Annotated in this window: 11 protein-coding genes; 6 read left to right on the top strand and 5 right to left on the bottom strand. The window is 66.2% G+C overall.

Annotation, left to right across the window (positions count from 1 at the left end; all coding sequences use genetic code 11):
* Position 1: 1 nt before the first annotated feature.
* From cas7c to Tchl_RS07260, 4 genes are all read right to left on the bottom strand, one after another.
* Entirely contained in the window at positions 2-880 is an 879-nt protein-coding gene (cas7c, locus tag Tchl_RS07245; RefSeq protein ID WP_075147804.1) for a type I-C CRISPR-associated protein Cas7/Csd2, read from the bottom strand.
* Entirely contained in the window at positions 880-2703 is a 1824-nt protein-coding gene (gene cas8c, locus Tchl_RS07250) for a type I-C CRISPR-associated protein Cas8c/Csd1 (protein ID WP_075147805.1), read from the bottom strand. The genes cas7c and cas8c overlap by 1 nt, the downstream gene beginning before the upstream one ends.
* The gene (gene cas5c / locus Tchl_RS07255; RefSeq protein WP_075147806.1) at positions 2700-3374 is read right to left on the bottom strand and encodes a type I-C CRISPR-associated protein Cas5c; all 675 of its coding nucleotides are present in this window, start codon (positions 3372-3374) and stop codon (positions 2700-2702) included. The genes cas8c and cas5c overlap by 4 nt, the downstream gene beginning before the upstream one ends.
* Before the next feature lie 67 nt (positions 3375-3441).
* Positions 3442-5730: a CRISPR-associated endonuclease Cas3'' gene (locus Tchl_RS07260; protein ID WP_232311689.1), complete on the bottom strand. Its 2289-nt coding sequence runs from the start codon at positions 5728-5730 to the stop codon at positions 3442-3444.
* 309 nt (positions 5731-6039) lie between these two features.
* Between Tchl_RS07260 and Tchl_RS07265 the strand changes: the two genes are divergently transcribed.
* Positions 6040-6423, top strand: a complete 384-nt coding sequence (locus Tchl_RS07265; protein WP_075147808.1) for a pyridoxamine 5'-phosphate oxidase family protein — start codon at positions 6040-6042, stop codon at positions 6421-6423.
* A 93-nt stretch (positions 6424-6516) separates the two neighbouring features.
* Here Tchl_RS07265 and Tchl_RS07270 read toward each other — a convergent pair whose 3' ends face one another.
* Positions 6517-7443, bottom strand: coding sequence for a LysR family transcriptional regulator (locus Tchl_RS07270; protein WP_075147809.1), 927 nt, complete (start codon positions 7441-7443; stop codon positions 6517-6519).
* Between the two features lie 158 nt (positions 7444-7601).
* Here Tchl_RS07270 and Tchl_RS07275 point away from each other — a divergent pair, with 158 nt between their 5' ends.
* From Tchl_RS07275 to Tchl_RS07295, 5 genes are all read left to right on the top strand, one after another.
* Complete coding sequence (locus tag Tchl_RS07275) at positions 7602-8630, top strand: TRAP transporter substrate-binding protein (protein ID WP_075147810.1); 1029 nt, start codon at positions 7602-7604, stop codon at positions 8628-8630.
* Between the two features lie 359 nt (positions 8631-8989).
* Positions 8990-11998 (top strand): molybdopterin-dependent oxidoreductase, encoded by a 3009-nt coding sequence (locus Tchl_RS07280; protein WP_075147811.1) that lies wholly within the window; start codon positions 8990-8992, stop codon positions 11996-11998.
* Positions 11995-12861 carry a 4Fe-4S dicluster domain-containing protein gene (locus tag Tchl_RS07285; RefSeq protein WP_075147812.1) on the top strand — a complete coding sequence of 289 codons (867 nt, stop codon included), beginning with the start codon at positions 11995-11997 and terminating at the stop codon, positions 12859-12861. Before Tchl_RS07280 ends, Tchl_RS07285 begins: the two co-directional genes overlap by 4 nt.
* Positions 12862-12876: 15 nt before the next feature.
* Positions 12877-13290: a cupin domain-containing protein gene (locus Tchl_RS07290; RefSeq protein ID WP_075147813.1), complete on the top strand. Its 414-nt coding sequence runs from the start codon at positions 12877-12879 to the stop codon at positions 13288-13290.
* A 20-nt stretch (positions 13291-13310) separates the two neighbouring features.
* The gene (locus tag Tchl_RS07295; protein WP_146060786.1) at positions 13311-13655 is read left to right on the top strand and encodes an AraC family ligand binding domain-containing protein; all 345 of its coding nucleotides are present in this window, start codon (positions 13311-13313) and stop codon (positions 13653-13655) included.
* Positions 13656-13664 lie beyond the last annotated feature (9 nt).

Here is a 13664-nt window from a genome sequence, read left to right on the forward strand (position 1 = left end):
CTTACAGGTACTCGCGCACGCCGACGCCACGCGGCAACGCCTCTGCATCGACGCTGATGCGGTAATCGGCAAAGCTGCGCGCGGGGCGGTCCTCGTCGGTCGCCCGCGCCACCCGCACGGTGTCGAACAGCACGTGGGCAGGCGCGTCGCCCATCGCGCTCTGGTGCTCGAACACGATCAGCTTGCGCGCCGCCATTTCGCCGCGGGCGGCGGAGCGGTCGTGCTCGAACATGTTGATGAGGGCGCGCCACAGCAGTTGCAGGTCGTCGCCGGAAAAGCCGGTGCGCTCGGCCAGCTTGGCGGAAACGAAGCCGTGCGCCCGGTACAGCCCGTAGGGCAGGATGTGCTTGCGCCCCATGGTGCGGTTGTCGCCGCTCTGCGCCTCGGCCTCCTTCTCGGTGGTGACCGCCATGCGGGTGATCGAGATTTCCAGCGGCAGGACGGGCTCGATCGAGGTGGCAAAACCCAGTTGCACCGGGCCGCGCACCTGGCCGGCGTTGACGCCGGTGGTCATGACCGCGCCGAAGGTGCGCACGTCGAAGAAGTTGGCGCACATCCAGGCGGTGACCTCGCGCGCCCTGGCTTCGTCCTTGGGCAGTTTCTTGTCCTCGGGCTTGATCTCCAGCGCGTCGTAGGCGCGCTTGTGCTGGTTGTTCAGGACCGCCTTCTCCTGCATGTAGATCGCGTAGCCGGGGCCGCCTTCCTTGTCCAGCGTCACGAAGTTGCGGATCTTGCGCTTGAGGGCGACGTCGGTCACCAGGCCGCGGTTGGTTTCCGGGTCCAGGCGCGGCAGGTTGCCGGCGTCGGGGTCGCCGTTGGGATTGCCGTTGGTGACGTCGAACAGGTAGACGAATTCGTAGCGATGGGCGATGGCCGTCATCAGAGGGCTCCTTCGGTCTCGGTTTTGGTGGGGCCGGCCGCGTCGCCGGCGGCGTCGTGCTTGGTGAAATGCGCCTGGGACTGGTGGTAGTAGCCGATGGCGAAGCGGCCCTGGTCCTCGATGCGCAGGCTGCGTGGGAATTCGTCGGGCAGCCCGGCGACAATCTCGCGGATCTCCTTCTCCAGCGTCACCGCCTGGCCGGGGCGCTCCTTGCGCAGCTTGCCCATGTGGTTCTGGGTGTTGCGCAGCAGGACCGGAAAGATCGCCGCCGGCGTGGCCGAGGCTGCGCCGTAGTAGCGGTCGCGGATGGTGGCGTTGACCTGCCCGCCGAGCGCGCTGCGCTGCACGTATTCCAGCACCGCGAACAGCCGGCCGAGCAGGTAGCCGGGCTGGGTGGATTGCTTGTCTAGACTCACGGAGATCTCCTCGTCGGAAGTACGGATGCCCAGGCGGCGCTCGCGCACCAGGACACCCTTGCAGATCGCGGCACGCATGCCGGAAAGATTGCCGTCGCTGCGGATGCGCATCACTGTGCTGGCGAGCAGGCTGCGCGGATACAGGCCACCGCCGAGGATGGCGCGCATGGTTTCGCCGATCAGGTTGCCGAAGGCGTCGTCGGCCTTCGGCTTCGCCCCCTCGCGGTTGGGCACGGTCGCCAGCAGCAGACGGTATACGGTGGGCTCAACGCGCCACGGCAGCGGCTCGATGCGCAGGTCCTGCGCATGCTGCGCCAGCCGTTTGGCGAACACCTCCAGCGTATCCGCCTGCCAGTAGCGCACCGACAGCCGCGAGGCATTCGGCGCCAGGCCGAGCACGTACATGCGGGTGCCGGGGGCGAGATCGGGATCGAGTTCGGCCAGCGGCCTGCCCTTGCCCAAGTCGTCCAGCACCACGCGCAGGCGCTCGGCCTCGCTGTCGTCGTCCGGCGGAGAGAATAGGCTGGCGAGGAAGTCCTCCGCCGCCCGGGCATCGGCCTCGTTGCCGGCGGACTCGGCCCAGAACACCACCGTGGTGTCGCCGACCTGCAGGCGCTGGCGGTTGTCGCCACTGCGCCGCAGCAGGTAGTTGAGTACTGACGTGTAGGCGAAGGCTGCCTGCTCGGACACCGGCGCGTTGTCGCCTTGGCTCTTGCCGTAGGAGGTGAAGGCGTCGAGGTTGAAGGAAACCAGTGAGGCCCCCGAACTCTGGGCGCCGTTCACACCCTTGATTGCAGGATGCAGGCGGGCAATGGGCGCGGATTCGCCGTGCACCAGGCAGACTCCCTCGGCGGCCGCCGCCGGCCCGGCACCTTTCTCCCCACCGCCCAACAAACGGGCGCGCAGGGCCTGCGCGGCCTCGCGCTCATGAAGATGACGATGTTCGCCATCGAGGCGGAATACCAGGTTGGCGTCCAGCATCTCGTCGGAAAACAGCGGTACCTGGAACTGCTCGGGTGACCAGCGCTGCAGGAAGGCCAGCAAGGCCTTCAGGCCCTCGTCCGGCGCGCCCGCCAGCGCACTTTCATGCAGCGCCTTGAAGGCTTCGTGCTCCTTGTCGGCACGCTTGCTGGTGGCACTGACGCCGAGCACATAGCTGGTCTTGTCCCACAGGAAGTTGGACTTGATGCCGACCGTGCGCTTCTCGGGCTGGGGTACCTCCAGCACCCGAGGCTGCGGCTTCTTGCCCGTGGTGTCGCGGATGTCATTGACCGCCAGCACCACGCCATCGGGCGCAAGCACGATCTCGTAGCTGATCTTCTCGGGGCTGTAGCCGTAGGGCGCGATGTCGTCTGCCCCCCGTTCGATCAACCGCTGGTAATAGCGCGCAAGCGCCTGCAGGATCATGCCTTCACCTCCCCGGCCTGCCACGGCGGTACCTCGATCACGCCGCCCTGCATGCGGGCGCGGAAAAAGCGTGGCGTCATGCCGTCGGAAAAATCGATGTCGTGCAGCATCCAGCCGAGATCCTTGTTCGCCTCCACGCCGGGTGCCGGCTCGGGCAGCGGCACACCTTCCTCCAGCAGTTCGAAGCTGGCGGGAAACTCGCGCACACCCAGGCAGGGCGCGTGGAAGCACTGCCCCTTACGCGCGCGGCGGTTGAAGATGTCGAGGTGTTTGCCGACGGAGTTGTCCGGCCCGGCGCGATCGGTGAGCTCGAAGTGGGCCTCGATCAGGTAGCGCACGCCGCGCAACACGGTGGCTGCGCGTTGCTGGCGATCCTCGTCCACGAAGGTGGCCAGCCCAGCGGTGCTGCCCGCCTTCATCGCCTTCGCCACGCTGGCCGGCGACAGCTTGCCGCCAACCTCGTTGCGCCGGATCGACTCGAAGCGGATCGGCTTCAGCACATGGATGCGGTCGATGTGCCAGCGGATCGCCGGCTTCCAGTGGATCGCCTCCAGGATGCCGCGCGCGGCCGAAGGCGTGATGACGTCATAGCTCACGCGCTCGACCTTCATTTCAGGTCGTGTGAAGCAGGCTCGTTCACCCCAGACGAGGAGGCGGATTCCAAAAGCCACGATTACGTTTCTCCCTATTCGCTTGCCGTCAATCGCAAGTCCCGTGTCCGTCTACGTGAGCGAGTCCTTACCAGCACAGGCTCTCCGCCTTCAAGAACGCCGGATCATCCCAGCTCAACCCGAAGCGCTTGTCGTACAGATCCATCACCGTCAGCTCCATGAACTGCTCGCCCCAGCGCTCGGGTGCCACCGGCTGGATCGCACCCGACTTGCGCAGCGCCTCGAAGCCTTGGCGCGGCAACTGCACCAGATAGGGCTGCAGCCGACGGGCGAGGCCGCCGCTCTTGTCCGCGAAGTGCAATGCCTGCAGCGCCTCGCGCGCGGTGTCGTCGAAGGGCACGATCACGGGCATCTGCACCGACTCGATCATGCGGAAGCGCGCCGCCAGGGTTTCCATCGGCAGGCTGTCGGGGCGGCTGCGCTGCAGCAGGCCCAGCAGATCACCGCCGTCCAGCGCCGCCCCGCCCTTCTGCCAGTACAACTCGCGAAAGTAGGCCTGGATCGCAGCCGGCGACAGCGGATTATCGGCATGGCGACGCAGCACGGTCGCGGCAGCCTGGGCGAACTGCTTCAGTTCCGGCGGCGGCGCCCAGTCGGGGTTGGCGGTGGTGAACACCTGCACCTCGCTGACCGCGGCAGCGCGCCGCCCTTCGCGGTTGCAACGGCCCGCCGCCTGGGCAATGGAGTCCAGCCCGGCCTGCGCGCGCAATACCAGCGGGAAGTCCACATCGACCCCGGCCTCGATCAGGCTCGTGGATACGAGCCGGCACGGCCGGCCCTGCCACAGGTCTTCCCGCACGCCGGCCAGCACCTCGCTGCGATGGCGAGCGCACATCAGCGTCGTCAGGTGGCGCGCGCCGTCCAGATCCGCCATGGCCTGGAACACCGCGCGCGCATGGCGGCGGTTGTTCACGATGCACAGCACCTGTTCGTGTGCGCGCATGCGCCTGGCCAGCGCCTCGTCGTCCAGTTCGCCCACGTGTTTCACCCGGACGCGCTCGAGCTTGCGGAACAGGGCGGGTAGCTCGGGCGCCAATTCACGGACCTGCTTTAGCCCACCGACAAACTCGGGCGCCTGCAGCGCAGGCTGGGTGGCGGTGCACAGCACCACGCTGCTGCGATAGTTGCGCGCCAGCTCGTCGATAGCGGCGACCGCCGGGCGCAACAGCTTCAGTGGCAGGGTCTGGGCTTCGTCCAGGATCACCACGCTGCCGGCGATGTTGTGCAGCTTGCGGCACTGCGACGGCCTCGCGGCGAACAGGCTTTCGAAGAACTGCACCGCAGTGGTGACGACGATCGGTGCGTCCCAGTTCTCCATTGCCAGTTTCAACTTCTCCTGCGCCTGGTAACGCTCGGCCTCGTCACGGGAAAGTAGGGGCGCTATAAAGGCGCTGTGGTGCTCCAGCACCGCGGCTTCGCCCAGCTCGCCCAGCGCGCGGCGGAACACGGCAGCGCTCTGTTCGACGATGCTGGTGAAGGGAATGACGAAGATCACCCGCCGCAGGCCGTGGCGGATCGCGTGGTCCAGTGCGAACGCAAGCGAGGCCAGTGTCTTGCCGCCCCCGGTGGGTACGGTCAGCGAGAACAGGCCGGGGGTGTGCTGCGCTTCATTTCGGACATGCGCCAGGATCTCCGCGCGGATGCGGTTGACGTCGGAATCAGCGCTGAAGCGGGCGAGGGAGGCGTCGAGGCGTTCGCGCAGCGCCCCCAGCGACGGCCGCTCCACGGCGCGCAGCTGGCTGCGATTGCCCTGTTGGCTCGGCGGCGCAACTTGGTCGTAGAAGGCCTCGGTATCCAGGTAGTCGGCATCGACGAGGCAGGAAAACAGCATGCGGACGAGGAACGCGGCCTGGAACATCGCCCCGCCCGCCGCGTCGCCCTTGAAGGGCAGCTCGCCCAAGGCTTCCGGCAAACGGATCTCATCTTGCCATTGCGGCAGCAAGGGCGGCAGACCCGTGCCGCGCAGGCGCTCGCGCAGCGCGGTGCGCTCGCCGCCCTCCAGCCCGTTGGCGAGCCCCGCATGGTGGCCGGCGATCGCATAGGCAATCAGATAACCGAGCGGGCCGTAGCTCTCGATCGCGACGATCGCGCCGCGCGTCGCGTGGTCCACACGGATCGCGTCGCCGGCAAGGCGGCGCTGGAAATCTGCGGTGTACTTGCCAAGGTCATGGAGAAGCCCGGCGGCTTCGGCCAAAGTGTGGGACTCGAAAACGGCGGCATGCTCCTTCGCCATACGTCCAACATTTTCAAGATGACTGCGCAGCGGCTGCCAGTCTGACCTTTCCGAATTGATGGTCGAGTGCGCGAACATCGGCGGCGATTCTCTTGAGATTTCATCCATTGTGGTTCTGGCCATCGGCGTCCATCGGTGCCTGCACATTTCCAAAGCATAATGCCATGGCTGCAAAGTATGCGAGAAAATGACGACGGAAATTATGAGAGCCTTCTGTGTTCGATTGCGGCGGTGCCGTGAAGGATTTGCGTCCTCTCTATGAAACGGGGGCTGGAGCCATTTGACCGAAATCAAGCGCAGATCAGCGAACTGCGCCGATAGTCCACCGCCAGACGCTTCCCGATGCGGAGCCTGCGTCGATTTCTTCAACCCGATGCCGAGGTGGCTGCGCGCGCTGTCGTGCCCTCGCCCGGCTGCACGTGAGAGCCCGTGATGAGCGCTATCGAACCCGTGATCCAGGAACTCCTGGACAACACCGAATTCCTCACCATCGTCACCCAGGGGCCCGACGGTCCGCACCTGGTCGGCAACTGGGGCGACTACCTGCGCCGCCTCGGCGTCGAGGGGAACCGCCTGGTTCTTCCTGCCGGTTATTACCACCAGACCGAGCAGAACCTGCAGCGCGACAACCGTGTTCAGGTCTTCGTCGCGGCGCGCGCCGTGCGGGGCAGCCATGGCCCCGGGCAAGGCGCGGTCCTGCGCGGCACCGGCGCGATCGTCACCGAGGGCGCGCTGGCCGAGCGTGCCAAGGCGGCTTTCCCGTGGGCGCGAGGGGCACTGGTGATCGAGGTGGAAGCGGCGGCCACCCAGCTGTGACCGGTGCGGGCGGCTGGTCTTGAAAAGCAAAAATCGAGGGAGCCGCTTTTATCGTCTTTTCTGCAGCGACGCCCGGGTCGCGCGGCGGGAAGCTCAGGCGGGTTTCGCGCGGTGGCGCTCGCCCGGGTGGGCGAGGTGGTATGCGGCGCGGTGCAGGTGGGAGAGGAAGTGGCGCACCATCACCGACGGGCTGCTCGCCCGTCCGACCATCACCCCCAGGTTGAGCTCGAGCGGCCCCTCGGCGAGCGCGATGATGTCGATGTAGGGGGCGCTCAGGGGGTGTTCGGCGATCTGGGCCGGTAGCAGGCCGATGAAGTCGTCCGAGCCGATCAGTGCCAGCAGGGCCAGCGTCGAGTTGACGATCGCCGCGGCGGGCGGTGGTGGCAGGCCATTGCGGATGAACAGCTCGCGGACATAGCCGGTGTCGCCGGACACACCGGTATAGACCCAGCGCGCCTTGCTCAGCTCGGCCAGGCGCGCCGCCTGTGCGAGCGGATTGCCCTTGCGGGCGACGACCACCATCGAAATCGGCAGCAGCGCTTCGACCTGGAATTCCCCCTGCGCCAGGTCGTGCGGAATCGGCCCGATCGCGACGTCCGCTTCGCCCTTGCGCAGGCTGGCCATCTGGGCGATGTAGAGCTCTTCATGGACGCGCAGGCGGATCTGCGGAAACTGCCGGCTGAAGCTGTGCAGCGTTTCCGGGATCAGCAGCATCACGGCGAGCGAGACCGCGGTCACGCTGAGTTCGCCGACCATGTGGCCGCCGAGCTGATCGATCTCCTCGACGGCGCGGGACAGTTCGCGTGCGGCTGCGCTGGCGCGTTGATACAGCACCTTGCCCTGTGCCGTCGGCGACACGCCCCGGCTCGAGCGCATCACCAGCGGTGCGCCCAGCTCGAGTTCGAGTTCGCGCAGCATCTTGCTCAGTGCCGGCTGCGACAGGCCGAGGCGGGCGGCCGCCTTGCGCAGGCTGCCGTCGTCGATCGCGGCCACGAAAGCGTGCAGGGATGAAAGTCTCATGCGCCCAATGATAACTGCTGCTTATCGCGCTATCGATCCCGCCATCTTATTCGCGTGCGTTGCCTTGCCTAGACTCGCCGTTCGTCGTGGCGGAGCGCGGATGGAAAAGCCGCGTTCACCATCGATGACACACCAATCTTGCTGCCGAGGAGACCATCGTGAACATCCATCGCCTGCTGAGCGGCCTGCTGGCCGCTGCCCTCCTGCCGTTCGCCGCCCACGCCCAGGAAGTCGTGCTCAAAGTGGCGCACCAGCTGCCGCCCACCTCGCTCGCCCAGACCATGTTCATCGAGCCGTGGTGTGCGCGGATCGAGGCCGAATCCGGCGGGCGGATGAAATGTCAGATCTTCCCCGCGATGTCGCTCGGCGGCACGCCGCCGCAGCTGGTGAACCATGTGCGCGACGGGGTCGCTGACGTGGTGTGGACCCTGCCCGGCTACACCCCCGGGCGCTTCCCCTTCTCGGAAGTGTTCGAGCTGCCTTTCTTCACCACTTCCGCCGAGGCGTCCTCGCGTGCGCTGTGGGATTTCGTCCAGGAGCACGCCGGCAGCGAATTCACCGGCGTGCGCCCGCTCGCCACCTGGGTCAATGGCCCGAACGTGCTCCATCTGCGCGACAAGCAGGTCAGCAGCCTGGATGAGCTCAAGGGCATGAAGGTGCGCGCGCCGTCGCGGCTGGGGAACAAGCTGCTCGCCGCGCTCGGGGCCACCCCGGTCGGCATGCCGGTACCGCAGATGGCCGAGAGCCTGTCGAAAGGCGTCATCGAAGCGGCGCTGGTGCCGTGGGAAGTGGTGCCGGCGACCAAGACCCAGGAACTCACCCGCTATCACGCCGAGATCGATGGCGAACACGCGATGCTGGTGGCGACCATGGTCTATCTGATGAACCAGAAGAAGTACGACAGCCTGCCGGCCGAGCTGCGCAAGGTCATCGACAACAACAGCGGCCGCGAGTTTTCGGCGTGGGTGGCGGGGCAGTTCCTCAAGGCCGATGTGATCGGGCGCGAGGCCACGGTCGCCAACAAGAACACCATCTACGCCATTGCGCCCGACGAGGCCAGCCGTTGGCAAAAGGCGACGCGTCCGGTGGTGGATGAGTGGGTGCGGGAAGTGAGCGCGGCGGGTAGCGACGGCAAAAAGCTCTATGACGCTGCCGCTGCGCTGGTGGCGAAATACAGCAAGGACTGAACCTCGTCCGGCCTGCGCCGGTGCCCGCAGCAGAAATGAAATGCGGCGCCTCCTTCGCGGGGGGCGCCGCATTTTTACTGACCCCCGGCGGCCGTGGCGGGCGGCGTGCGTGAGCCACGCGCATTCCCTGCAGGGGGAGGCGTTGCGCGGGCCGCTCGCCGGGGGTTCGTCCCCGTTTTTCATCCATCCCGGAGAGCGTCCGGAGTCGGCTCGAGGCGGGCTTGTCGTGATGCGCAAAAGCGATCGAAAGGGAGCCAGATTGAATCACTTTGAGATTGGGGGGCTGGATAGACTGCCAGGCATCGACAAGGTCGGCATCGATCGGCTCGACAGACCTGGATTTCAATACAGAGGGGACTATGGCCTTAGCGCAAGTCAAATTCTCGGCACTGCTGTACGGGCTCAAGCATGTGCTGCAACTGATGGCGCGCCGCCATCCGCATTTCCGGCGCCGTCTCGGCGAGCGCAATCTCACCGTGCAGATGCAGACCGGCGACAACACGGTCGAACGCCATTTCACCTTCATCAACGGCAAGGTCAGCTCGGCGGCGGGGCGCCACGCTTCGCCCGCGATCACGATCACGGTCGCCAACGCCGAAGTCGGCCTGAAGCTGTTTGCCCTCAACGTCGATCAGGTCGAGCGGGTCGAGGCGATCAAGAACTTCCAGCTCAAGGCCGACGGCCCCGATGAGCTGGTGGTCTGGTTCACCCAGACGATGAACATGATCCCGACACTCGGCTGGGAGTACGGCACCGCGCTCGGCAACGGCGTCAAGCGCTATGTGACCAACACCAACGGCGGGCCGCTGTTCGTCCACGTCAAGGACGACAGGATCGTGCGCATGACGCCGATCGAGTTCGACGACAGTGACGCTCCGACCTGGTCGATCGAGGCGCGCGGCAAGCGCTACACGCCGCCGCGCCAGACCACGGTGGCGCCGCACACGATGTGCTCGAAGTCGACGATCTATTCGCCCAGCCGCCTGCTGTACCCGATGAAGCGGGTCGATTTCAACCCCGACGGCGAGCGCAACTGCCACAACCGCGGCATTTCGGGCTACGAACGCATCAGCTGGGACGAGGCCTACGACATCGTCGCCAGGGAAATCCAGCGCGTGAAGCGCGACTTCGGCCCCGGCGCGATCATGGCCAACCACGGCTCCCATCACACCTGGGGCAACGTCGGCTACTACATCAGCGCCGCCTACAAGTTCTTCAATGCCATCGGCACGACCAAGGTGATGCACAACCCGGACAGCTGGGAAGGCTGGTATTGGGGGGCGATGCACCACTTCGGCCACAGCATGCGGCTGGGTCAGACCGAGACCTACAGCCTGGTCGAGGACCTGATGAAGGAGGCCGAGATGGTGGTCTTCTGGTCGGCCGACCCGGAAGCGACCAGCGGTTCCTACTCCGCCTTCGAAGGGACTTCGCGGCGCCAGTGGCTCCATGATCTGGGCATCGAGCTGGTGCATGTCGATCCCTATTACAACCACTCCGCGGCGCTGCTCGGCGGCAAGTGGATCGCCCCCAGGCCCGGCACCGACACCGCGATGGCGATGGCGATCGCGCAGGTGTGGATCGTCGAGGGGCTGTACGACAAGCAGTACGTCGCCGAGCGCTGCGTCGGCTTCGACACGTGGCGCGACTACCTCCTCGGCAAGGAAGACGGCATCCCCAAGACGCCCGAGTGGCAGGAGTCGGAAACCGGCGTGCCGGCGCGCGAAGTGCGTGCCCTGGCGCGGCGCTGGGGGAGCAGGAAGACCTACCTGGGCGCGGGCGGCTGGGGCAACGGCCACGGCGGCGCCTGCCGCTCGGCGACCGGCATCCAGTGGGCGCGCACCCTGGCCTGCCTGCTGGCGATGCAGGGAATGGGCAAGCCCGGGGTCAACTACGGCCTGCTCCAATGGGGCACCCCGATCGACCTGTCCTTCTCCTTCCCCGGCTATGCCGACGGCGGCATGTCGGGCGATCTCGAAGGCACCGGCCTGGCGATCAGCCTGTACCTGCGCATGCCGCAGCTGCCTTCGTTCAATCCGGTGACGCAGAAGGTGCCGCGCCTGCGCATTCCCGAGGCGATCCTCGAAGGCAAGGCCGAAGGCTATCCGTGGGATGGCAAGACGATCGAAGGGCAGTTCCAGAAGTTCAGCTACCCGAAGCCCGGGCACGCCCCCGTGCAGATGCTCTACAAGTACGGCGGGGCGTCGATCGGGACCATGAACGACTCCAACCGCTACGTCAAAGCCTACCGCACCGACAAGCTGCCCTTCGTCGTGAACCAGTCGATCTGGCTCGAGGGCGAGGCCAAGTTTGCCGACATCCTGCTCCCGGCCTGCTCGTCGTTCGAGCGCTGGGACATCAGCGAATTCGGCGGCACCGGCGGCTATGCGCTCCACGGCCAGACCCAGATGAACCACCGCGTCATCCTGATGCAGCACAAGTGCATCGAGCCGCTGGGCGAGTCGAAGTCCGACTTCCAGATCTTCACCGAGCTGGCCTCGCGCCTCGGGCTGGGCACCTACTTCTGCGAAGGCATGACCGAGCTCGACTGGGTGAAGAAGATGTTCGACGCCTCCGACCTGCCCAAGCACATCAGCTGGAAGGAATTCCTCAAGAAAGGCTACTTCGTCGTTCCGCCGCTGCCCGAAGAGCGGCGCGACCCGCCCTCGCTGCGCTGGTTCTACGAAGGCCGGAAGAAGGACGCGCCCGAGCCGCACCCGCTGCCCGGCGACTATACGGAAAAATTCCAGGAAGGCCTGCAGACCCAGTCGGGCAAGTTCGAGTTCGAGTGCTCGAGCCTGAAGCGCTTCGACCCGGACGACCCCGAGCGCCCGCCGATCGTCAAGTACGTGCCGTCCTGGGAAGGCCCGCGCTGCGCGCAGTACCGGCGCTACCCGCTGCAGATGATCTCGCCGCACTCGCGCTTCAGCTACCACACCATGAGCGACGGCAAGGAGAGCGCGGTCAATGACATCAAGGAGCACCGCGTCCTCATCGACGGCTACTACTACTGGGTGATGCGGATCAACAGCGAGGACGCCGCCGCGCGCGGCATCCGGATGCACGACCTGATGCGGGTCTACAACGACCGCGGCGCGGTGATCTGCGCCGCCCATGTGACCCCGCGCCTGCCGCGGGGAGTGGTGCATTCGTACGAGTCCTCGGCGGTCTATGACCCCCTCGGCGAGCCCGGCTATTCGGTCGATCGCGGCGGCTGCGTCAATCAGCTCACGCCGAAACGCTCGATCGCGAAGAAGGTGACCGGCACCGCGGCCAACTCCTGCCTGGTCGAAATCGAGTTGTGGGATGGCAGCGCGGAGCTCAAGCGTGCGCCGGGGCAGGGCGAGGAAATGGAGGCGCAGCCGTGAAAAAGTGGAACCTGGTGATCGACGTGGCGAAGTGCTTCAACTGCAACTGCTGCGCCCTGGCCTGTCATGACGAGTATCACGGCAACAGCTTCCCCGGCTATGCGGCCGAGATGGCCAAGCTCGGCCAGCGCTGGATCGACATCCTGCAGCGCGAGACCGGGCAGGTGCCGATGGTCGAAGTGAGCTACCTGCCGGTGATGTGCAACCACTGCGACAACCCGCCCTGCCTGAAGGCGGCGAAGGACGGTGCGGTGGTCAAGCGCGACGACGGCATCGTCCTCATCGTTCCGGAGAAGGCGCGCGGCCAGCGCCAAATCGTCGATGCCTGCCCCTACAACGCGGTGTTCTGGAACGAAGAGAAGCAGCTGCCGCAGGCCTGGCCGTTCGATGCCCACCTGCTCGACCAGGGGTGGACGCGGACCCGCGGTGCGCAGGTATGCCCGACCCAGGCGATGCGCACCCTGAAGGTGAGCGACGAGGAAATGCGCGCCATCGTCGCGCGCGAGGGGCTCGAAGTGCTGTCGCCCGAGACCGGCGCCAAGCCGCGGGTGCATTACCAGAATCTCGCCAATTTTTATTCCGTTTTCATCGGCGGGGCGCTGACCCGGGAGCTGGCCGGGGTCAGCGAATGCGCGGCCGGGGTGAAGGTCGCCCTGTTCAAGCACAACCAGCTGGTCGAGGAGCAGGAAAGCGACACGTTCGGGGAGTTCCGTTTCCGCCGCCTGAAGCGCGACAGCGGGACCTACACCGTGCGCGTGGCCGAGGCGAAGTTCGCCATGGAAGTGGAAGTGAAGCAGGACAGCGTCTATCTGGGCGCGATCGATCTGGCACCGGCGCGCAAGCCGGCGCCGGCAACCAACTAAAGCAAGGAGGAAACAGTGGCCTACATTTTCCACCAGGACGAACTGCCCAAGCTCGTCTCGACCGTGCCCGGGCGCGAGCGGGTGTTCTTCGTCAGCAAGGAACTCAGCGACGTCGACCACATGCTCGCCGGGATCATGCGCTACCAGCAGGGGGCGAAGTCGCCCTACCACTTCCACAAGAACTGCGAACACTTCTATTTCATCATGGAAGGGCGCGCCACGGTGGAGACGCCCGAAGGCGTGCGCGACGTCGCCCCCGGCGACATGGTGTTCATCCCGGCCGAGGAAAAGCACCGCCTGCGCGCCGTCGATCCGCTGTTCTACTTCGAATTCCAGGCCCCGAACCGTTTCCAGACCACGATCCTGGACGGCACACCCGACGACCTGCTGTGGGAAAAGGTCGACGGCAAGATCTGGGTGCAGAGCTGACACGAACGAGGACCATGGACATGACGACTACATTCATCAAGACCGGCGAATGCGCGCGGATTGCGGTTCCGGGGGCGGGCGAAGCCGCCGAAGTGCTCAACGAGGCGCTGTGCGGCGCGAAGAACGTGCGCGGCAAGCTGCACTGGCTGTCCGCCGGTGACCGCCTGCAGGCGCAGGCGCCGGCGGGCGGGCACGAGCTGGTGTATCTGATGGAAGGCGACGGGGTGATTTCCCTCAACGGCAAGGACTACGACGTCAAGCGCGGCGCCGGCGTCTACCTGGGACCGAACGAGGCTGCCTCGATCCGCCCCGTGGATGGGGCGCTCAAGCTCTTCCATCTCAGCGTTCCCGAAGTCAGGGACTGAGCGCGATTT

It is taken from the genome of Thauera chlorobenzoica (assembly GCF_001922305.1).
GTDB classification, from domain to species: Bacteria; Pseudomonadota; Gammaproteobacteria; order Burkholderiales; family Rhodocyclaceae; genus Thauera; species Thauera chlorobenzoica.

Bases quoted from the DNA above. Each gene is read 5' to 3' on its own strand.
- Tchl_RS07295 (WP_146060786.1), top strand. From the start codon at position 13,311: ATGACGACTACATTCATCAAGACCGGCGAATGCGCGCGGATTGCGGTT.
- cas8c (WP_075147805.1), bottom strand. From the start codon at position 2,703: ATGATCCTGCAGGCGCTTGCGCGCTATTACCAGCGGTTGATCGAACGG.
- Tchl_RS07265 (WP_075147808.1), top strand. From the start codon at position 6,040: ATGAGCGCTATCGAACCCGTGATCCAGGAACTCCTGGACAACACCGAA.
- Tchl_RS07270 (WP_075147809.1), bottom strand. From the start codon at position 7,443: ATGAGACTTTCATCCCTGCACGCTTTCGTGGCCGCGATCGACGACGGC.
- Tchl_RS07260 (WP_232311689.1), bottom strand. From the start codon at position 5,730: ATGGCCAGAACCACAATGGATGAAATCTCAAGAGAATCGCCGCCGATG.
- Tchl_RS07280 (WP_075147811.1), top strand. From the start codon at position 8,990: ATGGCCTTAGCGCAAGTCAAATTCTCGGCACTGCTGTACGGGCTCAAG.
- cas7c (WP_075147804.1), bottom strand. From the start codon at position 880: ATGACGGCCATCGCCCATCGCTACGAATTCGTCTACCTGTTCGACGTC.